Below are 24,628 nucleotides of genomic sequence, written 5' to 3'. Positions count from 1 at the left end.
CGTGTAGGCCGCACCTGGCGATTCCGCCGGCATCACGGCCGGAAGAGGCGGGGGTACGACTTGGCGTCATGGGGAGGCAACCATCGGGGTTGCCCCGTGGGCGGCCCCGGAAATGATCGCGAAGCAATCGAGGGGGAGGGGCCGCACCTGCTCACCGGAACTGGCGGTGAGCGGGAAAGTTGGCGCAAGGTAAGGGGGCTTTTCGCAACGCATCCTGAATCGTCCCCCTTGACATTCAGGTTCGGGCGGCGGCCCTAAAGCGGACCACCACGCCCCTATTCATGTTTCCTAGAGGTCTGCTGCGACGCGACTGCCCTGATCTATTGCCCGCTTGGCGTCGAGTTCATTGGCCACGTCCGCGCCCCCGATCAGTCGTGCGGCGATGCCCTTGTCCTGCAGTTCTTCCATCAGCACCCGATTGGATTGCTGGCCTGCACAGATCACCACATGGTCGACGTCCAGCACCTGTTCATTGCCCTCCACGCGGATGCGCAGGCCTGAATCGTCCACCCCCAGGTACTCCACGCCGCCGAGCATGGTCACCCCCTTGCCCTTCAGCGTGGCACGGTGGATCCATCCGGTGGTCTTGCCGAGCCGGGCGCCGGGACGGCCCGGGCTGCGCTGCAGCAGCCACAGGGTACGCGCGGCCGGTTCCGGTGCCGGCGGTGCGAGCGCGCCGCGTGCCTGGAATGTCGGGTCCACGCCCCATTCGGCCATCCAGCGTGCCGTGTCCAATGACGGTGACGGACCTTCCTGGCTGAGGAATTCGCCGACATCGAAGCCGATGCCGCCGGCACCGATGATCGCGGCCCGGTGGCCCACGGTGACCCGGCCAAGCAGCACGTCCAGGTAACTCACCACCTTGGCGTGGTTGGCACCGGGAAAGTCCACCTGGCGCGGCAGGATGCCGGTGGCCAGCACCACCTCGTCGAACCCGGCCAGGGCGGCGGCGTCGGCACGGGTGCCAAGCCGTACCTGCACGCCGGTTTCGTCGAGCTTGTGGCCGAAGTAGCGCAATGTCTCGTGGAACTCTTCCTTGCCCGGTATGCGTTTGGCCAGATTGAACTGGCCGCCGATTTCATCATTGGCGTCGAACAAAGTGACCTGGTGCCCGCGTTCGGCGGCCACCGTCGCGCAGGCCAGGCCCGCCGGGCCCGCGCCGACCACGGCTACCCGCTTGCGCGTGGCGACGGGCCGGTAGACCAGCTCGGTTTCGTGCACGGCGCGCGGATTGACCAGGCAACTGGCGGTCTTGTTCTCGAACACGTGGTCCAGGCAGGCCTGGTTGCATGCGATGCAGGTGTTGATGGCGCGTGCGCGTCCGGCACGGGCCTTGTTCGGCCACTGCGGGTCCGCCAGCAACGGCCGTGCCAGCGACACCATGTCGGCGCCGCCACTGGCCAGGATGCGTTCGGCTACATCGGGCATGTTGATGCGGTTGGTGGCCACCAGCGGCACGCCCACATGGGGTTTGAGCTTGGCGGTAACGCCGGCGAACGCCCCGCGTGGCACGGACGTGGCGATGGTCGGCACGCGTGCTTCGTGCCAGCCGATCCCCGAATTGATGATCGTCGCGCCCGCCGCCTCGATGGCCTGGGCCTGGGCGACGATCTCTTCCCAGTTGCTGCCGCCGTCGACCAGGTCCACCAGCGACAGGCGGTAGATGATGATGAAGTCAGGTCCGCATGCCTCACGGATGCGGCGCACGATTTCCACGGCAAAGCGCATGCGCTGGCTGGCATCGCCGCCCCAGGCATCGCGGCGCTGGTTGGTGCGCGGCGCGATGAATTCGTTGATGAGATACCCCTCCGAGCCCATCACTTCCACGCCGTCGTAGCCAGCCTCGCGTGCAAGCCGCGCGCTGCGCGCATAGTCGGCGACGTGCCGGTCCACGCCACGTGCGGACAGCGCCCGGGGAGTGAACGGATTGATCGGTGCTTTCAGCCGTGAGGGCGCCACCGACAGCGGGTGATACGCATAGCGGCCAGCGTGCAGCAACTGCAGGCAGATCTTCGCGCCATGCTGGTGGGCCGCTGCAGTCAGTTGGCGATGCGGCCGCACTTCCCACGGCCATGACAGCTTGCCGCCGAACGGCTTGAGCCAGCCCACTACGTTGGGGGCGAAACCGCCGGTGACGATCAGGCCCACGCCGCCTTCGGCGCGCTCGGCGAAATAGGCTGCCAGCCGCGGAAAATCGCGCGCGCGGTCTTCCAGGCCAGTGTGCATGGAACCCATCAGGACCCGGTTGCGCAACTGGGTAAAGCCCAGGTCGAGCGGGGTGAACAGGTGCGGGTAGGCGCTTTCGCTGGCTGGCGTCATCGTGGATACGCTTGCGTACGGAGAGCCGAAGCGTGACCTGAAACGCGCTGGGGAGCAAGCTCTGCCGCCGCACTACACGGGCCTGCGGTGCCGAGCCGTGGTCGGCGAGCGCGACCGGATCACCGCGCCGGCAATGGACCCGATGGCACCTTGCCGATGCCGAACCACCCCAAGGTCATGCCGCACAACGGCCCGATCAGCAGCGCGAAGGCCAGGGTGCCCAGCCCCACGTCGCCGCCCAACAACCAGCCCACCAGCAGCGCACCGCCTTCGATCAGGCTGCGCACCTGCCAGATAGGCCAGCCGGTCCGTGCGTGCAGGCCGGTCATCAGGCCATCGCGCGGCCCAGGCCCGAGGCGGGCACCGATATACAGGCCGGTAGCCAGCGCAACCAGCAGCAGCCCGGCGGCAAACAGCGGTACCTGCAACCAGAGGCCATCGACCGCCGGAAGCAACCACAGGCCGAACTGTGCCGAAGGGCCGATCAGAAGCACGTTCAACACGGTGCCGATTCCCGGCTTCTGCCGCAGCGGCCACCACAGCAGCAGCACCAGTGCGCCGATGGCATTGGTGGCCATCCCGAAGGACAACGGGCTGTTGGCCGCGATGCCCTGCGACAACACATCCCATGGGGCAACGCCGATACTGGCGCGCACCATCATGGAAATGCCAAGGCCATACAGGAACAGGCCGGCGATCAGTTGGGCAAGGCGACGGAAAATGGAGGAGGGCATCGAACAGGCTCGGCAGGACTGTGCCCACCTTAGGTCGGTCGATAATGATTCGATAGATACAGATGTTACGCAATGCGCCGCCACAGGCTGGGCTGGCAGCGAATCGGGGGACGGCGGTTCCTTATGAAGGAATTCTCATGAGGTATGTCGGGAATGGGCTGATAACGTACCCGTGGATCGCGATCCACCGCTATCGCCGGTTCAGGTTCGCGCCGCGCATAAAGTTCCTCATGGCGCTGTGTGCCTGCTGAATCCCTGAGTTACTTATGTCGCAAGATACCCATCTGCTTCCCTGAAGCAGAGGAAAACCCTTGCCACACCTGCCTGTTGCGGTTTTTCATGATCCTGTATAGGGTGCAACCGCCGGACACGGTGGAGGCCCGGCGCCCGGTTTCACATGTTACGGGACTGTTAACATGACCTTCACCCGCCTGAGCATAATGTTCGCGGCGGTGGCGTGCTGAATCGGCTGTCGTAGTGCTGGCCCATGCCTCTACCGGTTTCATACCCCCGATATAGGAGCTGTACTCAATGAACAAGAAGATCCTTACCGCCGCGCTGCTGGGCGGTCTGGCTTTCGCCCAGGCTGCTTCGGCGCAGGAATTCGACGACCGCTGGTACCTGACCGGTTCGGCCGGCTTCAATTTCCAGGACAGCGATCGCACCACCAACGATGCTCCGTTCGTGACCCTGGGCCTGGGCAAGTTCATCAGCCCGAACTGGTCGCTCGACGGTGAGCTGAACTACCAGAACCCGAACTTCGATGCCGATCAGGACCTGAACTGGTCGCAGTACGGCGCCTCGCTGGACCTGCGTCGCCACTTCGTGCAGGAAGGCCGTGGCTGGAACCCGTACCTGCTGTTCGGCCTGGGCTACCAGAAGTCGGAAGAAGAGTACGCAGCAGTGAATGCGAATGGTCCGCGCGAGCGTAAGGACGGCGGTTTCGCTGCCAAGCTCGGCGCCGGTGTGCAGACCACGTTCGACAAGCGCGTTGCCGTGCGTGCCGAAGTGGCCTACCGCGCTGACTTCGACGACCAGAGCGTTGCTGCTTCGAACGAAGACTGGTTCGGCGACGTGCTGGCTTCGGTCGGTGTCGTGATCCCGCTGGGACCGGCCCCGGTGGCTGCCGTGCCGGCTCCGGCTCCGGTTGCTCCGAGCTGCGCCGACCTGGATGACGACGGTGACGGCGTCAACAACTGCGACGACCGTTGCCCGGATTCGCAGCCTGGCCAGACCATTGGTCCGGACGGTTGCCCGGTGCCGGTCTCGATCGACCTGAAGGGCGTGAACTTCGACTTCGACAAGGCGAACCTGCGTCCGGACGCCGTGGCAATCCTGGGTGAAGCTTCGGAAATCCTGAAGCGTTACCCGGACCTGCGCGTTGAAGTGGCCGGTCACACCGACTCGAAGGGTTCTGATGCTTACAACCAGAAGCTGTCCGAGCGTCGTGCCACCGCGGTGTACGACTACCTGACCCAGAACGGTGTCGAGGCTTCGCGCCTGCAGGGCCCGATCGGCTACGGCGAGAGCCGTCCGATTGCTCCGAACACCAATGCTGATGGTTCGGACAACCCGGAAGGTCGCGCCAAGAACCGTCGTACCGAGCTGAACGTCCAGAACTAAGTCCTGGCGCTTCACCGGAATGACACAGCAGGACCCGGCTTCGGCCGGGTCTTGTTGTTTCCGGGGTTCGCGGATCGGGGGCTACGGCCCGTTGGCCGTCACGGTGTTCCCACCGTTCGTCAGGAAATCGCAAAAAAACCAACAAGTTGGCGTATTCATTGAATGTAGGATCTTGAAAGGCGTTGTGTCGCTGTTAAACTCGCGGCAACCTCGTCTTTCCTGGATGTCCTCATGTTGCGCACTGCATCGGCCGCCGTCCTGGCGCTGGCCCTGGTTCCTGCCGCCCATGCCGCCGTGGACTGTTCGGTCAACGCCGGCGCCGCGCCGCTGCCGTTGCCCGCAACGGCTATTGCTCCGGTTGCCAGCGAACTGTTCACCCGCAATTCCCAGCTGGGCATGCCCGCGGGCGTCCTGACCAGCAATTACGAGCAGGCCCAGTCGCTGGACAGCGTGCTGCAGCGGTTGCGCATCGAAGGCTGCCAGAACGTCGCCAAGGTCATGCCGGGCGCACCGGTGATCGCGCCGAATGATCCGGCCGCCTACAAGCCGCAGACCGAGTTCGACAATACGCCCTGGCGCTTCGACATGAGCCAGAACGGCAAGCGCATGACTGCCGAGGAATTCGACGCCTGGATGAAGGCGCGCGGCGTGCGTGTGGTCAAGGCACGGCCGGCCCCTGCGGCTGCGGCCGCGGTTGAGGCTCCGGCGGCGGAAGCGTCTGCCGAAGCCAAGCCGGTCGACAAGAAGTAATCGCGGCAGGTAGCAGGACATGCGGCCAAGGCGCCCCCCTGCCACCGTCACCGCCCGCACCCATGCCGCGCGTGGGCGTGCGATGCCCGCTGCAACTGCGGTGCGCCATGGCCTGGCACGCGTACTGTCCAAGGCCGGCCTGTGCTCGCGTACCGAAGCGGCGCGCTGGATTGCCGCCGGGCGGGTCAGCGTGGATGGGCGCACCGTGCTCGATCCAGAGTTTCCCATCCAGGCGGGTCGGCAGCAGGTCCAGGTCGACGGCCAGTCACTGGATGCGGCGCAGCGCGTCTACCTGGTGCTCAACAAGCCGCGCGGCCTGGTCACTACGGTGAAGGACGAACGCGGCCGCGATACGGTCTATCGCTGTTTTGACGACGCTGGGCTGCCATGGCTGGCCCCTGTTGGGCGGCTGGACAAAGCCAGCGAGGGCCTGCTGCTTTTCAGCAATGACCCACAGTGGGCCGCACGGCTGACCGCCCCCGAAACGGGACCGGACAAGACGTATCACGTGCAGGTCGATGGCATTCCCGACGCCAGCACGCTGGCCGCCCTTTGCGCAGGCGTGCATGACGATGGTGAGTTTCTTGCCGCGCGCTCGACAACGGTGTTGCGCCAGGGCGAGAAGACCGCCTGGCTGGAAGTCGTGCTGGAAGAAGGGCGCAACCGGCATATCCGTCGCCTGCTGGCGGCATTCGACCTACAGGTAGTGCGGCTGGTCCGCGTGGCGATCGGCGGGCTGCTGCTCGGCGACCTGGGCAAGGGCCAGTGGCGGATGCTGCAGGAAGACGACCGACGGCAACTGGAGGCTGCCATGCCTCCGGGCTGAAACCCGCGGCCGGCGCTGTGCGTCGGCCGCGTTCCGGGCGTAGGGGGCGTCCGGCATTACACCCCACGCAACAGGAGTACCGCCATGAACCGAAATCTCCCGAACCTTCCGCTGCGGCTTGCTGGCAGCTTGCTGCCACTGGTGTTGCTGGCTGCCTGCAGCAGCAAGAAGGAAATGGCCAAGGCGCCACCACCGCCCATCATGGACGTGGTGGAAATCAAAGTGCCCGAGTTGGACGGACGTGGCAGCTATCGCTTCATGATGAGCGAAGGCGACAAGAAAATGTCCGCCGACGAATTCGACGCTTGGATGAAGGCCAACGGCATTCGCGTGGCGAAAGGCAACAGCAAAGTCGAAGCACGCTGAAAATTGAAAAAGGTGAAAAAAGGGGACGGAGGGGATTAAGTCGTTTCCAACCCGATGCGCCGCTGCAGCCAGGGCCGGGCCAGAAACGACTTAATCCCCTCCGTCCCCTTTTTCTGTCAGGCCTTGATTACGCCCAGTTCCAGGCCGATGCGGGTGAATGCTTCGATCGCGCGATCCAGGTGTTGGCGGGTATGCGCGGCGCTGATCTGGGTGCGGATGCGTGCCTGGCCCTTGGGCACCACCGGGAAGAAGAAGCCAATGGCATAGATGCCTTCCTCGAGCAGGCGCTCGGCGAACTTCTGCGCCAGCGGCGCGTCATACAGCATCACCGGGCTGATCGGGTGCACCCCTGGCTTCACGTCGAAACCTGCAGCCGTCATCTTTTCGCGGAAGTACGCGGTATTCCCCGCCAAGGTGGTGCGCAGGTCATCGGCGGCAGCCAGCATCTCGAAGGCCTTGATGCCGGCGGCCACCACGTGCGGCGGCAGCGAGTTGGAGAACAGGTACGGACGCGAGCGCTGGCGCAGCAGTTCGATCACTTCGGCGCTGGCCGTGGTGAAGCCACCCAGCGCCCCGCCCATGGCCTTGCCCAGCGTGCCGGTGATGATGTCGATCCGGTCCAGCACGCCCTTTACCTCGGCCGAGCCACGGCCGGTGGCACCGAGGAAGCCAGTGGCGTGGCATTCGTCGATGTGCACCAGCGCGTTGTATTTCTTTGCCAGCGCGGTGATCTCGTCCAGCGGGGCGATGAAGCCGTCCATCGAGAACACGCCATCGGTGGTGATCAGCTTGGTCTTGCAGCCGGCCGCGTCCGCAGCCTGCAACTGGGCTTCCAGGTCGGCCATGTCGCAGTTGGCATAGCGGAAGCGCTTGGCCTTGCACAGGCGCACGCCGTCGATGATCGACGCATGGTTGAGCGCATCGGAGATGATGGCGTCGTTCTCGCCAAGCAGCGGTTCGAACAGGCCACCGTTGGCGTCGAAGCAGGCCGCGTACAGGCAGGTGTCCTGCTTGCCGAAGAAGCTGGCGATCTGCGCTTCCAGCTGCTTGTGCAGGTCTTGGGTGCCGCAGATGAAGCGCACCGAGGCCATGCCGAAGCCGTGGCTGTCCAGCGCGTCCTTGGCTGCCTGGATCAGGTCCGGGTGGTCGGCCAGGCCCAGGTAGTTGTTGGCGCAGAAGTTCAACACCTGGCGGCCGTCGTCGAGGGTGATCTCGGCCGATTGCGGGCTGGTGATGATCCGCTCGGACTTGAACAGGCCTTGGGCGCGGATGGCGTCCAGTTCCTCGGCATAGTGGCGGGTGAGGTCGGTCGAGGCTTCGGTCATGGCGGAAAGGCGGCTCAGCACGGGAAAGCTGCAATTTTACCCGGCCCGCCGCCGCAGGAGCGGCGGGCCGGGGTGCACGAACATGTTGCGTTGCAATATCAAACAGGTTAAATATCCGTGAACCGGTTGTTTTCCTTCCGGTCCGCGCCACGCCCCATGTCCCTCCTCCCCCGCCATCGCCCCCGGAGACGCCCATGAAGCACGCCTGCCGTTGTCTTGCCGTTGCTGCTGCCCTGTCGCTTGCCTCGTTCGCTGCCAGCGCACAGGAAGCCGAATCGCCTTACAGCTGGAATGTCACCGGTGTATCCGACTACGTCTTCCGCGGCGTCTCGCAGACCGACGAAGATCCCACCCTGCAGGCCGGCTTCACCTACACCTCCCCGGTGGGCTTGTATGCAGGCGTATGGGGTTCGGGCGTGGACTTCGGGCCGGGCGACCCGAGCACCGAAGTGGATTTCCTGATCGGTTACGGTTTCGATGTCAGCGACAACGTCAACTTCGACGTACTGCTCAACCGCTACACCTATCCGGGTGCCAGCGAGCTGAACTACAACGAGCTGATCACCACCACCACCTTCGCCGAGCAGTACACGCTCACGGTGGCCTATACCAACGATATCTCCGGTTCCGATACCAAGAGCTGGTACTACGCCGTGGGCGGGGAATGGGGCCTGCCGAACGATTTCACCTTGAACGCCAACGTCGGTCGCAGCACGCTGGAAACCGTAACGGGCAAGGATTACACCGATTTCAATGTTGGCGTCAGCCGGCAGTTCGGCCTGTTCAACCTGGGCCTGGGTTACCACGGAACCGACGGCGCCGGCCGCGACAACAACGGCAAGCTGGCAGACAACCGGGTGGTGTTCACTGTCGCCATCGGGAACTGATCCGGCCGCATCGCTCCGGCACGCTTTACGAAAAAGGCGCCCGAGCGGCGCCTTTTTCGTTCCGGTAGCGCCGGGCCATGCCCGGCGGCTGTTCCGCGGACGCCGGGCATGGCCCGGCGCTACCGACGACCGGAATCAGTTCCAGCTGAGGACGACCTTGCCGGCCTTGCCTTCTTCCATCAGGTCGAAGCCCTTCTGGAAGTCATCGATCGGCAACTGATGGGTCAGCACCTTGCCCAGCGGGAAGCCGGACAGCACCAGCTGGGTCATCTTGTACCAGGTCTCGTACATCTTGCGACCATAGATGCCCTGTACGGTCAGGCCCTTGAAGATGATCTTGTCCCAATCGCAACCGGCACCTTTGGGCATGATGCCGAGCATGGCGATCTTGCCGCCGTGGTACATGCAGTCCAGCATGTCATTGAAGGCACGCGGGTTGCCGCTCATTTCCAGGCCGACGTCGAAGCCTTCCATGTGCAGGTCGGCCATCACGTCCTTCAACGAGGTATTGGCCACGTTGACCACGCGGGTAGCGCCCATGTCGGCAGCCAGTTTCAGGCGGAAGTCATTGACGTCGGTCACCACCACGTTGCGCGCACCGATGTGCTTGCAGATGCCGGCGGCAATGATGCCGATCGGGCCGGCGCCGGTGATCAGCACGTCTTCACCGATCACGTTGAATTCCAGCGCGCAGTGCGCGGCATTGCCGTAGGGGTCGAAGAACGCGGCCAGTTCGGACGGAATCTGGTCCGGGATCGGCCACAGGTTGCTGGCCGGCATCACCATGTATTCGGCGAAGGCGCCATTGACGTTGACGCCGATGCCGACGGTATTCGGGCACAGGTGCGGGCGGCCGCCGCGGCAGTTGCGGCAATGGCCGCAGACGATATGCCCCTCGGCCGACACGCGCTGGCCGATCTCGTAGCCGGTCACGGCCGAACCCAGGGCAGCAATGCGACCAACGAACTCATGGCCGATGGTCAGCCCGGGCTTGATGGTGCGCTGGCTCCATTCGTCCCACAGGTAGATATGCAGGTCGGTGCCACAGATGGCGGTCTTTTCCAGCTTGACCAGCACATCGTTCGGGCCTGGCACCGGTACCGGCACTTCTTCCAGCCAGATACCCTTGCCGGCTTCGCGCTTGACCAGCGCCTTCATCGTTTGTGCCATCACGGCGGAACTCACAGGGGGAAAGGTGGCGCGGATTATAAGGCCGGCAGCGTCCGCGCCATGCTGCAGCGCGGTCTGTCCAAGGTAGGGGCCGGTCCATGGCCCGCTGCATCTCCCTCCGACAACGCTGCGAGCGCAGCGGATCATGGGCCACTCTACGCAAGCCCGCGAGCGGGCTAGAATCGACGGTTCCATTACCCAAGGGCATGCTTCATGCGCTCGAATCTGCTCGCTTTCTCCATCGTCGCCAGCCTCGGCCTGGCCCAGGTCGCCCATGCCGCCGAAGGCATGTGGGTGCCGCAACAGTTGCCGGAGATCGCCGGCCCGCTGCAGAAGGCCGGGCTCAAGCTGTCCGCCGAGCAACTGGCCGACCTGACCGGGGACCCGATGGGCGCGGTGGTGGCCCTGGGCGGTTGCACCGCCAGTTTCGTATCGCCGCAGGGGCTGGTGGTCACCAACCACCACTGCGCCTATGGTGCCATCCAGCTGAATTCCACCGCTGAAAAGAACCTGATCAAGGACGGCTTCAATGCGCCCAGGACCAGCGATGAGCTCAGTGCCGGGCCGAATGCCCGCGTCTTCGTGCTCGACCAGATCACCGACGTCACCACGCAGGCCAAGGCGGCCATCGCGGCGGCCGGCAAGGACCCGCTTGCCCGTACCCGCGCACTGGAGGCGTTCGACAAGTCCCAGGTGGCCGCGTGCGAAGCGGATGCCGGTTTCCGCTGCCGCTTGTACTCGTTCTCCGGCGGCAACACCTACCGGCTGTTCCGCAACCTTGAAATCAAGGACGTGCGCCTGGTCTATGCGCCCCCGGGCAGCGTCGGCAAGTTCGGTGGTGACATCGACAACTGGATGTGGCCGCGCCACACCGGCGATTTCTCCTTCTACCGCGCTTACGTCGGCAAGGACGGCAAGCCGGCGCCGTTCTCGGCCGACAACGTTCCCTACCAGCCAAAGCATTTCCTGAAATTCGCCGACCAGCCGCTGGGTGCCGACGACTTCGTGATGGTGGCCGGCTACCCGGGCCGGACCAACCGTTATGCGCTTGCCGGTGAGTTCAATGAGACCGCCGACTGGACCTACCCGACCATTGCCCGCCATTACAACGCGGTGCTGAAGTTGATCGAGGGTGCCGGCAAGGCCGACGCCGATGTCAAGGTGAAGTACGCCGCCACCGCGGCCAGCCTGAACAACGTGGCCAAGAACTATGCCGGCCAGTTGGAGGGCTTCACGCGCATCGACGCGGCCGGGCAGAAGCAGGCTGAAGAAGCGCAGGTGCTGGCATGGCTGAAGCAGCAGGGTGCGGCCGGCAAGCCGGCATTGGCCGCGCATGCGCAGTTGATCAAGCATCTGGAAGCCGGCCGCGCCACGCGTGAGCGCGACCTGTTCGTGGGCCAGTTCAACAACACCGCCGCAGTGGGTTCGGCGATCACCCTGTACCGCCTGGCGATCGAGCGCAGCAAGCCCGATGCCGAACGTGAAGTGGGTTACCAGGACCGTGACCTGCCGACCATCGAAGGCAGCGTGCGGCAGATGGAACGCCGCTACGTGGCGAAGATGGACCAGCAGCTGCAGCAGTACTGGTTGAACCAGTACGTGGGTCTGCCGGCTGCACAGCGCGACAACGCAGTGCTGAACCAGTGGCTGGCCGGGAGCGATGCCAATGCTGCCACCGCGCTGGTCGGCAAGCTGGCCGGCACGCAGCTGGGCAGCCTGGATGAACGCTTGAAGTGGTTCAAGGCCGACCGCGCCGCGTTCGAAGCCAGCAACGATCCGGTCATCCAGTACGCAGTGGCAGTGATGCCGGAACTGCTGAAGCAGGAAGAGCAGAAGAAGATCCGCGAAGGCGAATCGCTGCTGGCGCGACCGCTGTACCTGCAGGCCCTGGCTGACTACAAGAAGAGCAAGGGCGAGTTCGTCTATCCGGATGCCAACCTGTCGCTGCGCATCACCTTCGGCAACGTGATGGGCTACCAGCCCAAGGACGGCGTGGCGTTCACCCCGTTCACCACGCTGGAAGGCGTCGTCGCCAAGGAAACCGGCGCCGACCCGTTCGATTCGCCGAAAGCGCTGCTGGATGCTGTCAAGGCCAAGCGCTACGGCGGCCTGGAAGACCAGCGCATTGGTTCGGTGCCGGTGAACTTCCTGTCCAACCTGGACATAACCGGTGGCAATTCCGGTTCGCCGGTGCTCGATGCCCACGGCAAGCTGGTCGGCTTGGCCTTCGATGGCAACTGGGAATCGGTCAGCTCCAACTGGGTGTTCGATCCGATCATGACCCGCATGATCGCCGTGGACAGCCGCTACATGCAGTGGATCATGCAGGAAGTGGCGCCGGCACCGGAACTGCTGAAGGAACTGGACCTGGCGAAGTGAGGTAGGGCGGGGCCATGCCCCCGCCGTCGGCCAGATGAGTGACGACGAACTGTCGTCACCGATGGCCCGGCTGCGTCAACCATCCGGCGCGGCCCCAGCGCGACCGGGTATCATGGCGCGTCCGGGTGGTTTCACAAGACGTGGACGAACCGCCGGATCTCCTCCCCCCAAGGACCCCGACTCCCGCATGCGCATCCTGCTTGCCCGCCATGGCGAAACGCCGTGGAACGCCGAAGGCCGCTACCAAGGCCAGATCGATATCCCGTTGTCGCCGATCGGCGAAGCCCAGGCCCAGGCCCTCGGTGAACGCCTGAAGTCGGTGGACATCACCCGTGCGGTAGCCTCGCCGCTGTCGCGCGCACAGCGCACCGCCCAGCTTGCCCTTGGCAGTGATCGTGCCGACATGCTGCTGACCGAACCGGAACTGCAGGAAATCGCCCACGGTGAGTGGGAAGGCCTGCTGGCCAGCGAGATCCACGAAAAGGATCCGTCCCGCCTGCGCGCGTGGCGCGAAGAACCCGATACCGTGCTGATGCCGGGTGGCGAGTCGCTGCGGCTGGTGCTGGACCGCAGCTGGCGGGGCCTGGCGCGCGCCGCCGAAGGCCTTGGTGAGCACGACACGCTGCTGGTGGTGGCCCACGATGCGGTCAACCGGGTCATCCTGTGTCGGATCCTCGGCCTGCCGATCAGCCGGTTGTGGACGTTCCGCCAGGCGCCGACCACGCTCAACCTGCTGGAAGGGCCGGACATCGAACAACTGGAGGTGGTGCGCATGAACGACTGCGCCCACCACACGCCGTTCTTCGGCGAAGCCAAGCACCGCGCCCTCTGACATCACCCATTGCAGGACGTTCCACCGTGACCGATACGCCCGCCACCCTGGCCGACTGGCTGACCTTCATCGAACGCCAGCACCCGGCAACCATCGACATGGGGCTGGAGCGCGTGCGCACCGTGGCCGCTGCACTGGGACTGGGCGCGCCTGCGCAGCGGACCATCACCGTGGCGGGGACCAATGGCAAAGGCTCGACAGTTGCCTTCATCGAAGCGATCGCACGTGAGGCTGGCTGGAAGACCGGTGCGTACACCTCGCCGCACCTGCTGCGTTACAACGAGCGCGTGCGCATCGATGGACAGGAGGTCACCGACGATGCGCTGGTGGCTGCGTTCGCTGCCGTGGAAGCGGCTCGCGGCGAGACCACGCTGACCTACTTCGAGTACGGCACGCTGGCTGCACTGCATCTGTTCGCCGGGGCCGGGTTGGACCTGGCGGTGCTGGAGGTAGGCCTGGGCGGGCGGTTGGATGCGGTCAACATCGTCGATGCCGACGTGGCTGTCATCACCACCGTGGACATCGACCACGCCGAGTGGCTGGGCGAAGATCGCGAAGCCATCGGTGCGGAGAAGGCCGGGATCATCCGGGGCTGGAAGCCGGCGGTGCTGGGTGAGATCGATCCGCCTTCCAGCGTATTGCAGCGTGCATACCTGGTGGGTGCCAACGCGATCCGTGCCGGCAGCGATTACTTCTGCGAGCCGATCGATGCCCAGCGCTGGCGCTGGCGCGACGTTGCCACGCGGATGGAACTGCCGTTGCCCGCACTGGCCGGACCGGTACAACTGGCCAATGCCGGTGCGGCGATCGCCGCGCTGCGCGCGCTGGATCGTCCGGTGCCGCGCGCAGCCTATGCTGGCGGTATTGCAGCGGCCCGCATCGCCGGCCGGCTGCAGCATTTCGACCATGAGGGCGTCGCGGTGCTGGTGGATGTGGGCCACAACCCGCAGGCCGCCACGGCGCTGGGCCGTGCGTTGCGTGCCGATCCCGTGGCCGGGCGGACCCATGCTGTCTACGCTGCGCTGCAGGACAAGGATGCAGCGGGCGTGGTGCGCGCATTGGCCGAAACGGTGACGGATTGGACCCTGGCCGGACTCGATGGCGTGCGCGGACAGGACGCTCCGGCGCTGGCTGCGCGGCTGGCCGGTACGGTCGCCGCAGGCGCTGCCCAGGCGCCGACGGTGGCGGCTGCATTGGCGCAGGTGCTGGCGCAGGCGGAGGCCGGCGACCGGGTGCTGGTGTTCGGCTCATTCCATGCGGCGGCGCAGGCGCTGCAATGGCTGGACAGCACCCGCTGAGTCCATTCAGGCGTTACCGACGCTGCATCACACCGGGACCGTATAATCACCTGCAGTTCCCACATGTTGCCTGCCATCCGTGGATACGTCCTTGAAACAGCGTTTGATCGGAGCCATCGTCCTGGTGGCGCTGGCCGTGATTTTCCTTCCCATGCTGGTGACCGGCCCCGCCCGCAACAGCAGTGCCGACAGCGTGCCGATCGAGGTGCCTGGTGCGCCGGCCAATGCCCAGTTCGAGACCCGGGAGCTGCCACTGGCGGTTCCTGCCGGTGGAAACAGCGGATTGCAGGGGGCCACGCCGTTGCCGGAACAGGCTGCTGCGGCCCCGTCGGGCGTCGACACCGGTCCAGGGGCAGCCGCGGGCGACTTCGCGGTGAGCTTCGGTGCCTACGCCAGCCAGGCGCATGCCGATGCGGTGATTGCCCATCTGAAGGGGGCCCAGCTGCCTGGCTTCAGCGAGCAGGCCACCATCAATGGCAAACCGGCCTGGCGTGTACGGGTAGGCCCCTTCGCTGACCGCGCCCAGGCCGAAGCGGCGCGGTTGCAGGCGGTCAAGGTGCGCACCGATGTGCGCGCTGAAGTGATTACGCTGGATGCAGGTGATGGAAGTGCGGTGGCGACGACCACGCCGGCTGCCACGACCACGCCGCTGGGTGCCAACCCGGTGCAGGCCCAGGTGCTGCCCGAAAGCAGGCCGGCGCCGGCCAGGCCCGAGCCCCGGCCGGAACCGAAACCTGTCGCTGCCAAGCCCCAGCCCAAGCCTGAAGTGAAACCGGAGGTGAAGGCTCCTGCCGCTCCGGCGGCCAGCGGGGTGGGTTTCGCGGTGCAGTTGGGGGCCTTTTCCCAGGCCAGCGAGGCGAACGCGCTGCGCGACAAAGTGCGTGCGGCCGGATTCAGCGCTTTTGTCGAACAGGTCCGTACCGACAAGGGCACGCTCAGCCGGGTCCGCGTCGGTCCGGTCGCCAACCGCGCTGAAGCGGACCAGCTGAAGGCGCAGGTGGCCGCCCGGGTCGGCGTGGCCGGCATGGTTCGCCCCCACCCCTGATGACAGGCCGCGGACGCCAGGGACCTGGCAGGAGGCCGGCATGATCGACATCATCCTGCTGGGCTTCATTGGACTGTCCACGCTGTTCGGCTTCTTCCGTGGCTTCGTCGGCATCGTCGTCGGCACCCTGTCCTGGGTGCTGGCGGGCTGGGCGGCCTTCCAGTTCGGAGGCGATGCCGCTGCGTGGTGGGCGGCGCCAGGCCCTGCGGAGACCGCCCATCAGGTCGGCGGCTATGTCAGCGTGTTCGTTGCCGTGCTGGTGGTGGTGAGCGTGCTCGGCATGCTGCTGCGCGCGGCCCTGCGGCTCGCCTTGCTGGGTGGTGCCGACCGGTTGCTGGGAGGGGTGCTGGGCCTGGTGCGCGGGGGGCTGATCGCCGCCGTACTGCTGCTCATTGGCAGCTACACGCCGCTGCGCATGGAGCCGGAGTGGCAGCAATCGCACCTGCGGCCGGTGCTGCAGCCGATGGTGGCCTGGATGCAGGCGCAGTTGCCCGATGTATCCCGGCCGATGGAAAGCCTGCAGGACATGGTGCCGCAGTCGTTGCCGCCGGCGCTGGATGGGCTGCTGCCGGAGGCAAAGCCCTTGTCGTTGCCCGGATCGGCCTCATTTCCTGAAAGTCTGTTGGGCAAGCCTGCCGCGACAGGCGATAATGGTGCCCTCGGCGAGGTGGTGGCGGGACGCGGATGGCCGCGCACCGTGGACCCGGCCAGGGGCGCGGCGGATGAGCACGCGATCGCCCCGGCACTGCCTGCGAACATCGAGTCGGCGCCCGAGCGTCCAGACCCAGCCGCTGTCCCCTAAGGACGGCTTCCCCCGGCCAGGCACGGCCAACATCCCTGTAGATGGGCACAGCCCAGCGGAGATTACGCAACATGTGTGGCATCGTCGGAATCGTCGGCAACCAGAACGTCGCCGGGCAGCTCTATGACGGCCTGACCGTCCTCCAGCATCGTGGGCAGGACGCGGCGGGCATCGCCACCGCCGACGGCACGCGCCTGCGCGTGCAGAAGGCCAACGGGCTGGTGCGCGATGTATTCGATGCGCGCACCATGTCCACCCTTGAGGGCCGGGTCGGCATCGCACACGTGCGCTATCCCACCGCCGGTTCGGAAGGAATGGACGAGGCGCAGCCGTTCTACGTCAATTCTCCCTACGGCATCGCGCTGGCGCACAACGGCAACCTGATCAACACCGAAGACCTGCGCCGGCAGGTGTTCGAGCAGGACCGCCGCAACGTCAACACCGAATCGGACAGCGAAGTCCTGCTGAACGTCTTCGCCTTCGAACTGGACGCGCAGCGCCAGCTCACCCCGGAAGCCGCCATCCGCGCGGTCTCGCACGTGCATCGCCGCTGCAAGGGCGGCTATGCGGTGGTCAGCGTGGTACTCGGCCTGGGCCTGGTGGCTTTCCGCGACCCGCACGGCATCCGTCCGCTGGTGCTGGGCAAGCGCAGCCACGCCGAAGGTGATGAGTACATCGTGGCCTCCGAATCGGCGGCGCTGGACGTGCTGGGGTTCCAGCGCGTGCGTGACGTGCAGCCGGGCGAGGCACTGGTGATCACCGCGCGTGGCGAACTGTTCTCCGAACTCTGCGCCGAACCGGCCGAGCACACGCCCTGCATCTTCGAATACGTGTACTTCGCACGCCCGGATTCGATGATCGACAACGTCTCCGTGCACAAGGCGCGCATGCGCATGGGCATCAAGCTGGGCGAGAAGATCCTGCGCCTGCGCCCGGACCACGACATCGACACCATCATCCCGATCCCGGACACCTCGCGCGATGCCGCGCTGGAGATATCCAACACGCTCGGGGTGAAGTACCGCGAAGGCTTCATCAAGAACCGCTACATCGGCCGTACCTTCATCATGCCGGGGCAGGGGGAGCGGGTGAAGTCGGTACGCCGCAAGCTCAACCCGATCCACCTGGAATTCCGCAACCGGGTGGTGCTGCTGGTGGACGATTCCATCGTCCGTGGCACCACCAGCCAGCAGATCGTGCAGATGGCACGCGACGCCGGGGCGCGCAAGGTCTACCTGGCCAGCGCCGCGCCGCCGGTGCGTTACCCCAACATCTATGGCATCGACATGCCCGCAGCCGAAGAGCTGGTCGCGCACAACCGCAGCATCGAGGAAATCGAGAAGCACCTGGGCTGCGACTGGCTGATCTACCAGGACATCGAAGACATGGAAGCGGCGGTCAGCGAAGGCAACCCGGCGCTGCAGAATTTCGATTCCTCCTGCTTCAACGGGCATTACCCGACCGGTATCGAGCCGGGCTATTTCGAACGCATCCAGCAGCTGCGTTCGGACGACGCCAAGCACAAGCGCCGCGCCTGAACATGGGGGCGGTGGCGGGTGCCGACGTCCAGGGTGATCTGCTGCGGGCTGCGCAGCAGTGCCTGGCCGAACCCGACCCGCTGCGCAAGGTCGCGCTGACCCAGGCACATGCGGCGGCGTTCCGCGCCGGCCAGCTGAAGGCGCCGGCCGACGCACCCCCGCCCGCGCCGATCCGCATGCCGGGTCGGCCTGCACGATTGCAGCTGGTGTTGCCGCGTGACGTGCCGCGGCGTCGGCTGGGAAGCCCCGGCGGCCGCGCGGCGTTCATCCATGCCATCGCCCATATCGAACTCAATGCCATCGACCTGGCCTGGGACGCGGTGTATCGCTTCCGTGGTTTGCCCGCGGCATTCCATGCCGACTGGGTGAGTTGCGCCGATGACGAATCCCGGCACTTCATGCTGCTGCGCGAGCGCCTGCTGGCCAATGGGCATGATTACGGGGATTTCCCCGCACACAACGGCCTGTGGGAAATGTGCGAAAAGACCGCGCATGATGGCCTGGCGCGCATGGCCCTGGTGCCGCGCGTACTGGAAGCCCGCGGCCTGGACGTGACGCCATCGATGATCGACAAGCTGCGTGCCTCCGGCGACCTTGAAACAGCGGACGTGCTGGAGATCATCCTGCGCGAGGAAGTGGCGCATGTTGCTGCCGGTACGCGCTGGTACCGCTGGTACTGCGAACGTGCGGGCATCGAACCGCGCGCGCGTTTCAAGGAGCTGCTTGGCGAGTATGCCGGTGGTTACCTGCATGGACCGTTCAACATCGAAGCACGCCTGCTGGCCGGATTCGATGCCGATGAACTGGCTGACCTGGTCGAGCAGGCGGGCTAGCGCCGGCAGCGGGGCATGGCCCCCCAGGTAGTGACGGGCCATGCCCGTCAACCAGGCATGACCCAGCGTCCCCACATCACGCGTTGTGCAGGACCACCCGTTGCCCATCGTCGGTTGGGCGATTGATGTAGAACAGCCCCGGCCCAGGCCGATACGGAAGTTCGCTCACGCCGGCATCGGCTGCGTAGGTCAGCGCGGTATCGCCCAATGCGTCGAAGTTCCAGTGTGCCGATTGCATGATGTAGCGCTGCCGCAGCAACTGTTCCGCGGCAGCGTCCAACGTATGTCCCTGCAGCAGTTCGCGCGCTATCGGCTGCAGCTCATCCGGTAATGCCCAGCCGGCCATGTCGTCGGGCGACAATGCCCAGGCGACGCCGGATTCGAGCGTGCGCTGGTGCATCAGGCGCAGCGCGACCAACTGGTAGCGCCAGTCGATGGGACGTTTGAGCACCACCGCGGAATACACGTACAGGGTCGGCGATGGCAGCACGCTGGTACTGCCCGATTGCCGTTGCCGCAGCCATTGGTGCCAGCTGTCCACCCAGATCGACGAAGCATCCAGGCCGAGGCGCTGTCGCCACTGTTCCGCTTCGGCTTCTGCCCTGAGGTGGCTTGGGGTGGCGTGCAGCCAGGCCCGGTCGGGCGCGGCGAAATCCGCGAACGGAGGACGCGCGACGCGCTGGCTGCGCGGTCGGGTCAGCAGCTTGGGGCCTTCTTCAGCCTGGTCGTAGCCACCGCCGATGTTGGCATGTACGCCGGGCAGCAACACCTGCTCGTGCTCCGGGGCGACACTGGCGAGCGCGAAATGCTCACGGTGCTCGTCACGCGCAGCCAACTGCAACACCTTGCCGGCGATCCCGACGGGCAGCCGCAACTGCGGTTGTTCGTCACTGCGTCGGCTGCTGACCGCCGCTACCGTATCGAATAGTCCGATGAAGCGGATCGTCGGCTGCCGCAGCTCGAAACGCGGGCTGATCGACAGGCCGGCTTCACGCAGCACGCCCATCCACTGCGCCGATGTCCATGCCGTCAACCGGTGGGCCGCATCACGTGCCGACGCCGCGCCGCGCGAAAAGCCGAACAGGTCGATCCGCACGCCGGCCAGGGCCGGGGAGGGGACGGAGGCGAGTGCACGCAGGGCGGCCGGCAACAACTCCTGCAGTGCGCGCCGTACCTTGGCCCGCACCCCTGTTGTCCCGGTGCCGAAAGCCAGCCCGAGCAGATCGTCCGGCAGGCCATCCCGGGTGCCGGCGCCTTCGATGTAGATGGCCAGCGACAGTGGCCCGGATGCATCGCGACGGCTGTCGGCGTAGCACGCGTGCAGGCGGGCGATATTGGTCAGTCCGTTGTCGAAGCTGCTGGTGATGCGGCTGAGGTAAGGCGACGCATCGTCAGCCTGTACTGACGTTGGCAGTGATGTCGGCTGGGGGCGGCCGCCGCCATGCGCGAGGTTGTGCATGTTGTTGCGGGTGCCGTCGAAGAACAGCCCGATCTGCAACATGCCCGGCGGCTGGGTTGGCGATGGTCTCCGGTCTGTCGCAGGCATGGGCATTCCCTGGTGGCTCGCGCGCAACGTAGCGCATTTGCGTGTCGCTGGCCCGCAGGCGCTCTCGTCCCATGGAGAACCGACCTGCGACATGAAGGCGTAGCCACGGGCAATGTCGCCGAAGCCGACAACCGCCGCGTGCTCGAGATGATGCGCGATACGCTTGCCGGTTTCCGCTGAGCCATGGATCACAGTGCCTGCAGCGCCATGCCCTCCGCAGAGGCGCGCAGCACCGAGCCCTGCTCGAACCAGTCACCCAGCACGATGCGTTGGCAGGAGCGTCCGCCGACCTGCAGGACATGGGTCGCCGGGCGGTGGGTGTGGCCGTGGATCATCGTGTCCACCCCATATCGGGCGAAGGTCGCCACGACTTCGGCCGGAGTGACATCGGTGACTGTCTCGAACTGTGCCCGGTCACCTTCCTTCATCTCGGCCTGGCGGTTCTGGCTGGCCTCACGTGCCTTCTGCGCGAAGGCGATGCGGGCGGCCAGCGGCTGCGCCAGGAACTGCGCCTGGAATGCCGGATCACGCGTCTGTGCGCGGAACTGCTGGTACGGGATGTCATCCGTGCACAGCAGGTCACCGTGCTGCAGCAGGACCGGTTTGCCATACAGATCGATGACGCTGGGGTCGGGAAGGATCCGCATGCCCGACCGTCTTGCATATGTGTCGCCGAGCAGGAAGTCGCGGTTGCCGCGGATGAAATAGACCGGTACCCCGGCATCGGACACTGCTTTCAGTGCTGTCGCCACCGCATCCGCTGCCGGTGATGGGGTGTCATCCCCGATCCAGGCTTCGAATAGGTCGCCCAGGATGTACAGCGCATCAGCGGACGTGGCCTCGTCACGCAGGAAGGCGAGGAACAGATCGGTGATGGCTGGACGACTCGGGTCCAGGTGCAGGTCGGAGATGAACAACGTGGTCATGCCGACATTCTAAACGCCACGAGCGCATACGCGCGTCGCCGGCCTGGCCGGGCGCTGCGCTGGTCACGCCGCCAGCGGCAGCCAGGCCAGGCTGGCCGAAGCGAGCAGCACGGCGATGCCGGTGGCGGCCAGTACGTCGCTGGGATAGTGCAGGCCCAGCACCACGCGCGAGGCCGCCACGCCCAGCGTGAACGGGATCAGCAGGGGGGCCAGCCATGGGTAGTACGCCAGTGCGACGATGGTGAAGGAAACCGCGTGCAGGGTGTGGCCAGAGGGGAAGCTGAACTCGTCCAGCGGTGCTACCCATGCGCGGATGCGCAGGTCCGCCTTGTAGGGACGCGGGCGCCGGGTCCAGCGCTTGAGTCCCTTGTACAGCAGCAGGGCGGCCACGCCGGTGGCGGCCATGTGGGTGCTGGCACGCAGTCCGTCGACCCCGTCCAGCAGCACCAGCGCGCCCATCAGCACATACCAGAACACGCCATCACCCAGGCGGCTGATGGCGGCGAACAGTGCACGCACATGGCGGCGCCGACAGTACAGGTTGGCCCGGCGGCACCAGCGGGTTTCGCGTCCGAGCAGCAGTTCAAGCGGCGTGGTGGGCATGCAGCCTCCGGGCCTGGGCCAGTTCAGCGAGCAACGCATCGAATTCGGCGACCACCTGCTGTGGATGCAGGCGCTTCATGTCCTGCGCCGCCTGGTTGCCGAGCGCACTGCGCAATGCGTCGTCGCCGGCAAGCCGCTGTGCGGCCTCAACGAACTGCTCATCGGATTCCACCGCTGCTCCATTTTCGCCATCGCGCAGGTACTCGCGCGCAGCACCGTAATCGAATGCAACCGTAGCCACGCCACTGGCCATCGCCTCCAGTGTCACGTTGCCGAAGGTTTCGCTGCGGCTGGGAAACAGGAACAGGTCGCCACTGGCGAAATGCCTGGCCAGCGCTTCCCCGCGCTGTACGCCACAGAACAGGAAGTCCGGATTTTCATGCGCCAGCCTCTCGCGCGCCGGACCGTCGCCGACCAGCACGAAGCGCGCCTTGGGCCGCAACTGCTGCAGGCGACGGAAGGCTTTTACCGCCAGGCCGAGATTCTTCTCCGGCGCGATGCGGCCGACGTAGATCGCGGCAAAGCCGGTCCCGTCGATGCCCCATTCTTCGCGCAGTGCCGGGTCACGCCTGGCCGGGTCGAACTGTTGGCTGTCCACCGCGCGCGAAAGCAGCCGCACCCGCTCGAAGCCTTGCCCGCCAAGGAACTGCTGCAGTTCGCGGGTCGGTACCAGGGTGGCATCGGCCTGGTTGTGGAACCGGCGCATCCAGCGCAGCGCAGCGGCCTGCAGCCATGCCACGCCATAGTCCGGCAGGTATTCATCGAAACGGGTGTGGAAACCGGTGGCTACCGGGATGCCCATCCGGCGCGCGCAGCGCAATGCCGACCAGCCGAGGGGACCTTCGGTGGCGATGTAGATCGCATCCGGGCGCTGGGCAAGCCAGTGCCGGCCAAGGCGGATCGGCGCGGGCAGGCCGAAGCGCAGGCCGGGATAGCGCGGCAGGGCGGCCCCGGGTACCAGGAAGGTGGTTGCCGCAGACAGGGCATCGCATTCCTGGCGCGGGCGGACCAGGTCGACTTCGTGGCCGGCCTGGCGCAGGCCCTGTTCCAGCCCTTGTACGGTCAGGGCCACGCCGTTGACTTCCGGAGGATAGGTCTCGGTAACGATCGTGTAGCGCATGGCACTCTCCCGTTTGCGGGCATGCTCGGCGCTGGCCATGTCCCTGCCATGACCGGATTGCGACGGTCGCATGACGGCGGACGGCAAGCTGCGCTAGCGCCGAGCCATGCTCGGCGGACGGTATCGGTCACCGTCAACAAAGAGCCGCCGAGCGTGGCTCGGCGCTACCCCCTTGTACGCGTCAGGCGACGAAGGGTTTGAACTGCAGGCCCAGCCCTTCCATGCCGTCCACTTCGCCAATCAGGTCGGCGCGCAGCAGGGGGCGCGGATCGATGAATGCCTGCGGCACGATCAGCGACAGGCGATCTTCTTCGGCGGTCAGCTCAAGCGCCGGCAACGGCGTGGATTCATGTGCGCGGTTGACCAGCACCGCCAGCCTCAGCAGGGCGGCCAAGCGCCGTGCCGGTGTCGCCAGGCGCTCGGGGAGCGCCTCGAAGGCACTCTTGGGCACATTGCGACGGTGGGTACGCACCAGTGCGGCCAGCATCTGCTGCTCCTGCCGCGAGAACCCGGCGATGTCCGAGTTTTCCAGCACGTAGCTGCCGTGGGTGTGGTACCCGCTGTGCGCGATCATCAATCCCAGCTCGTGCAGGCGCGCGGCCCAGGCCAGCATGCGTGCATCGTCCGGGTCCAGGCTCCAGCCCTGCTGCACCTGCTCGAACAGGGCCATCGCCGTGTCCTGTACGCGGTCGGCCTGGATGATGTCGATGCCGTAGCGTTGGGTCAGTGCAGCCACCGATTCATCGCGCAGGTCGTTCTCGCTGGCGCGTCCCAGGATGTCGTACAGGATGCCTTCGCGCATCGCTGCCTTGCTGACCAGCAGCTTCTGCAGGCCCAGCGCCTGGAACGCTGCCTCCAGCACGAGCACGCCGCCAGCGATGATCGGCCGGCGATCGCTACCCAGCCCAGGCAGCACGATGTCATCGATCTTCTTGGCCTTCAGCAGTTCGTCGCGCAGCAGCGGCAGCGCTTCGGCGGTGATGGCACCCTTGCTCAGCTTCATCATCGCGCAGATTTCGCTGATGGCCTTGTGGGTACCCGACGAGCCCAGCGCTTCGTCCCATCCCAGGGCGCGGTATTTGTTGGCGAATGGCTGGAACTCGCGGCCGATCTCGGCCAAGGCCTCCTTCCAGCGCTTGCGGCTCAGCTTGCCGCCGGGGAAGAAACGCCGCGTGCTGGCGATGCAGCCGGCCTGCAGGCTCTCGCGCTCCAGGGTCTGCATGCCGCTGCCGATGATGAACTCCGTCGAGCCCCCACCGATGTCGATCACCAGACGGCGCTGCCCCGGCTTGGGCGGCTGCGCGTGCGCCACCCCGAGGTAGATCAGGCGCGCCTCTTCACGGCCGCTGACCACTTCGATGGCATGGCCGAGGGCGGTCTCGGCCGGCATCAGGAACGCATGCGGCGAGCGCAGCTGGCGCACCGTGTTGGTCGCCAGTGCACGCACGCGATGCGAGGGAATGTCACGGATGCGTTGGCCGAACCGGGCCAGGCATTCCAGGGCGCGCTGGCGCGCTTCGCTGGACAGGCCTCCCTTGCCATCCAGGCCGTCGGCCATGCGCACCGTTTCGCGCAGGCGGTCGACCACCCGCAGCTGGCCCAGCGTGTAGCGGGCGATGACCATGTGGAAGCTGTTGGAGCCGATATCTATGGCGGCCAGCAGCTCGCCGTCCTGGAGGGTGGGGGATGTCGTGGTATGCGGCATG

The 24,628-nt window shown here is 66.0% G+C and carries 21 protein-coding genes; 12 read left to right on the top strand and 9 right to left on the bottom strand.

The genetic code is table 11. The features are described 5' to 3' along the window. Positions 1–288: 288 nt before the first annotated feature. Together H4O11_RS09460 and yczE are read right to left on the bottom strand one after the other, a co-directional pair. Positions 289–2,319, bottom strand: a complete 2,031-nt coding sequence (locus H4O11_RS09460; RefSeq protein ID WP_182339159.1) for an NADPH-dependent 2,4-dienoyl-CoA reductase — start codon at positions 2,317–2,319, stop codon at positions 289–291. A gap of 119 nt (positions 2,320–2,438) precedes the next feature. After that, on the bottom strand, positions 2,439–3,053 hold the full coding sequence (gene yczE / locus H4O11_RS09455; protein ID WP_182339158.1) for a membrane protein YczE: 615 nt from the start codon (positions 3,051–3,053) through the stop codon (positions 2,439–2,441). Between the two features lie 531 nt (positions 3,054–3,584). On the opposite strand from yczE, the gene H4O11_RS09450 reads away from it, so the two are divergent. From H4O11_RS09450 to H4O11_RS09435, 4 genes are all read left to right on the top strand, one after another. Further along, entirely contained in the window at positions 3,585–4,676 is a 1,092-nt protein-coding gene (locus tag H4O11_RS09450) for an OmpA family protein (protein WP_182339157.1), read from the top strand. A 231-nt stretch (positions 4,677–4,907) separates the two neighbouring features. Then, entirely contained in the window at positions 4,908–5,426 is a 519-nt protein-coding gene (locus tag H4O11_RS09445) for a hypothetical protein (RefSeq protein WP_182339156.1), read from the top strand. Positions 5,427–5,445: 19 nt separating this feature from the next. After that, positions 5,446–6,252: a pseudouridine synthase gene (locus H4O11_RS09440; RefSeq protein WP_182339155.1), complete on the top strand. Its 807-nt coding sequence runs from the start codon at positions 5,446–5,448 to the stop codon at positions 6,250–6,252. Between the two features lie 84 nt (positions 6,253–6,336). Continuing rightward, positions 6,337–6,618, top strand: coding sequence for a hypothetical protein (locus H4O11_RS09435; protein ID WP_182339154.1), 282 nt, complete (start codon positions 6,337–6,339; stop codon positions 6,616–6,618). A gap of 116 nt (positions 6,619–6,734) precedes the next feature. Here H4O11_RS09435 and kbl read toward each other — a convergent pair whose 3' ends face one another. Continuing rightward, entirely contained in the window at positions 6,735–7,943 is a 1,209-nt protein-coding gene (gene kbl, locus H4O11_RS09430; RefSeq protein WP_182339153.1) for a glycine C-acetyltransferase, read from the bottom strand. 194 nt (positions 7,944–8,137) lie between these two features. Here kbl and H4O11_RS09425 point away from each other — a divergent pair, with 194 nt between their 5' ends. Next, a complete protein-coding gene (locus H4O11_RS09425) occupies positions 8,138–8,830 on the top strand; it encodes a TorF family putative porin (RefSeq protein ID WP_182339152.1) in 693 nt (230 codons plus the stop codon). Between the two features lie 135 nt (positions 8,831–8,965). Here the strand turns inward: H4O11_RS09425 and tdh are convergent, their stop codons facing one another. Beyond that, positions 8,966–10,000, bottom strand: a complete 1,035-nt coding sequence (tdh, locus tag H4O11_RS09420) for an L-threonine 3-dehydrogenase (RefSeq protein ID WP_182339151.1) — start codon at positions 9,998–10,000, stop codon at positions 8,966–8,968. Between the two features lie 213 nt (positions 10,001–10,213). Here tdh and H4O11_RS09415 point away from each other — a divergent pair, with 213 nt between their 5' ends. From H4O11_RS09415 to H4O11_RS09385, 7 genes are all read left to right on the top strand, one after another. Then, positions 10,214–12,379, top strand: coding sequence for a S46 family peptidase (locus H4O11_RS09415; protein WP_182339150.1), 2,166 nt, complete (start codon positions 10,214–10,216; stop codon positions 12,377–12,379). Between the two features lie 187 nt (positions 12,380–12,566). Then, the gene (locus H4O11_RS09410) at positions 12,567–13,211 is read left to right on the top strand and encodes a histidine phosphatase family protein (protein WP_182339149.1); all 645 of its coding nucleotides are present in this window, start codon (positions 12,567–12,569) and stop codon (positions 13,209–13,211) included. A gap of 26 nt (positions 13,212–13,237) precedes the next feature. Next, on the top strand, positions 13,238–14,509 hold the full coding sequence (folC, locus tag H4O11_RS09405; protein WP_182339148.1) for a bifunctional tetrahydrofolate synthase/dihydrofolate synthase: 1,272 nt from the start codon (positions 13,238–13,240) through the stop codon (positions 14,507–14,509). A 79-nt stretch (positions 14,510–14,588) separates the two neighbouring features. Further along, positions 14,589–15,554, top strand: a complete 966-nt coding sequence (locus tag H4O11_RS09400) for an SPOR domain-containing protein (protein WP_182339147.1) — start codon at positions 14,589–14,591, stop codon at positions 15,552–15,554. 40 nt (positions 15,555–15,594) lie between these two features. Further along, complete coding sequence (locus H4O11_RS09395) at positions 15,595–16,356, top strand: CvpA family protein (RefSeq protein ID WP_182339146.1); 762 nt, start codon at positions 15,595–15,597, stop codon at positions 16,354–16,356. A gap of 71 nt (positions 16,357–16,427) precedes the next feature. Beyond that, complete coding sequence (gene purF, locus H4O11_RS09390) at positions 16,428–17,894, top strand: amidophosphoribosyltransferase (RefSeq protein WP_182339145.1); 1,467 nt, start codon at positions 16,428–16,430, stop codon at positions 17,892–17,894. 2 nt (positions 17,895–17,896) lie between these two features. Further along, the gene (locus H4O11_RS09385) at positions 17,897–18,727 is read left to right on the top strand and encodes a ferritin-like domain-containing protein (protein WP_182339144.1); all 831 of its coding nucleotides are present in this window, start codon (positions 17,897–17,899) and stop codon (positions 18,725–18,727) included. A gap of 76 nt (positions 18,728–18,803) precedes the next feature. Here H4O11_RS09385 and H4O11_RS09380 read toward each other — a convergent pair whose 3' ends face one another. The 5 genes from H4O11_RS09380 to ppx all read right to left on the bottom strand — a co-directional run bounded on the left by H4O11_RS09380 (position 18,804) and on the right by ppx (position 24,627). Continuing rightward, positions 18,804–20,228, bottom strand: coding sequence for a phospholipase effector Tle1 domain-containing protein (locus tag H4O11_RS09380; protein ID WP_246333380.1), 1,425 nt, complete (start codon positions 20,226–20,228; stop codon positions 18,804–18,806). 233 nt (positions 20,229–20,461) lie between these two features. Then, positions 20,462–21,199 carry a UDP-2,3-diacylglucosamine diphosphatase gene (gene lpxH / locus H4O11_RS09375; protein ID WP_182339142.1) on the bottom strand — a complete coding sequence of 246 codons (738 nt, stop codon included), beginning with the start codon at positions 21,197–21,199 and terminating at the stop codon, positions 20,462–20,464. 63 nt (positions 21,200–21,262) lie between these two features. Continuing rightward, entirely contained in the window at positions 21,263–21,802 is a 540-nt protein-coding gene (locus H4O11_RS09370; RefSeq protein WP_182339141.1) for a phosphatase PAP2 family protein, read from the bottom strand. Then, on the bottom strand, positions 21,783–22,922 hold the full coding sequence (locus tag H4O11_RS09365; RefSeq protein WP_182339140.1) for a glycosyltransferase family 4 protein: 1,140 nt from the start codon (positions 22,920–22,922) through the stop codon (positions 21,783–21,785). Before H4O11_RS09365 ends, H4O11_RS09370 begins: the two co-directional genes overlap by 20 nt. 181 nt (positions 22,923–23,103) lie before the next feature. Continuing rightward, positions 23,104–24,627: an exopolyphosphatase gene (gene ppx, locus H4O11_RS09360; protein ID WP_182339139.1), complete on the bottom strand. Its 1,524-nt coding sequence runs from the start codon at positions 24,625–24,627 to the stop codon at positions 23,104–23,106. Position 24,628: the final 1 nt, after the last annotated feature.

Source organism: Stenotrophomonas tumulicola (assembly GCF_014117215.1).
Lineage (GTDB): Bacteria > Pseudomonadota > Gammaproteobacteria > Xanthomonadales > Xanthomonadaceae > Stenotrophomonas > Stenotrophomonas tumulicola.
Note: the sequence above shows the minus strand (reverse complement) of the source record. Positions and strands in the feature narration are given on the sequence as shown.

Excerpts from the sequence above, each read along its gene's own strand:
- H4O11_RS09460 (WP_182339159.1), bottom strand. The coding sequence starts at position 2,319 with ATGACGCCAGCCAGCGAAAGCGCCTACCCGCACCTGTTCACCCCGCTC.
- yczE (WP_182339158.1), bottom strand. The coding sequence starts at position 3,053 with ATGCCCTCCTCCATTTTCCGTCGCCTTGCCCAACTGATCGCCGGCCTG.
- H4O11_RS09450 (WP_182339157.1), top strand. The coding sequence starts at position 3,585 with ATGAACAAGAAGATCCTTACCGCCGCGCTGCTGGGCGGTCTGGCTTTC.
- H4O11_RS09445 (WP_182339156.1), top strand. The coding sequence starts at position 4,908 with ATGTTGCGCACTGCATCGGCCGCCGTCCTGGCGCTGGCCCTGGTTCCT.
- H4O11_RS09440 (WP_182339155.1), top strand. The coding sequence starts at position 5,446 with ATGCGGCCAAGGCGCCCCCCTGCCACCGTCACCGCCCGCACCCATGCC.
- H4O11_RS09435 (WP_182339154.1), top strand. The coding sequence starts at position 6,337 with ATGAACCGAAATCTCCCGAACCTTCCGCTGCGGCTTGCTGGCAGCTTG.
- kbl (WP_182339153.1), bottom strand. The coding sequence starts at position 7,943 with ATGACCGAAGCCTCGACCGACCTCACCCGCCACTATGCCGAGGAACTG.
- H4O11_RS09425 (WP_182339152.1), top strand. The coding sequence starts at position 8,138 with ATGAAGCACGCCTGCCGTTGTCTTGCCGTTGCTGCTGCCCTGTCGCTT.
- tdh (WP_182339151.1), bottom strand. The coding sequence starts at position 10,000 with ATGGCACAAACGATGAAGGCGCTGGTCAAGCGCGAAGCCGGCAAGGGT.
- H4O11_RS09415 (WP_182339150.1), top strand. The coding sequence starts at position 10,214 with ATGCGCTCGAATCTGCTCGCTTTCTCCATCGTCGCCAGCCTCGGCCTG.
- H4O11_RS09410 (WP_182339149.1), top strand. The coding sequence starts at position 12,567 with ATGCGCATCCTGCTTGCCCGCCATGGCGAAACGCCGTGGAACGCCGAA.
- H4O11_RS09395 (WP_182339146.1), top strand. The coding sequence starts at position 15,595 with ATGATCGACATCATCCTGCTGGGCTTCATTGGACTGTCCACGCTGTTC.
- purF (WP_182339145.1), top strand. The coding sequence starts at position 16,428 with ATGTGTGGCATCGTCGGAATCGTCGGCAACCAGAACGTCGCCGGGCAG.
- H4O11_RS09385 (WP_182339144.1), top strand. The coding sequence starts at position 17,897 with ATGGGGGCGGTGGCGGGTGCCGACGTCCAGGGTGATCTGCTGCGGGCT.
- H4O11_RS09380 (WP_246333380.1), bottom strand. The coding sequence starts at position 20,228 with ATGTTGCAGATCGGGCTGTTCTTCGACGGCACCCGCAACAACATGCAC.
- lpxH (WP_182339142.1), bottom strand. The coding sequence starts at position 21,199 with ATGACCACGTTGTTCATCTCCGACCTGCACCTGGACCCGAGTCGTCCA.
- H4O11_RS09370 (WP_182339141.1), bottom strand. The coding sequence starts at position 21,802 with ATGCCCACCACGCCGCTTGAACTGCTGCTCGGACGCGAAACCCGCTGG.
- H4O11_RS09365 (WP_182339140.1), bottom strand. The coding sequence starts at position 22,922 with ATGCGCTACACGATCGTTACCGAGACCTATCCTCCGGAAGTCAACGGC.
- ppx (WP_182339139.1), bottom strand. The coding sequence starts at position 24,627 with ATGCCGCATACCACGACATCCCCCACCCTCCAGGACGGCGAGCTGCTG.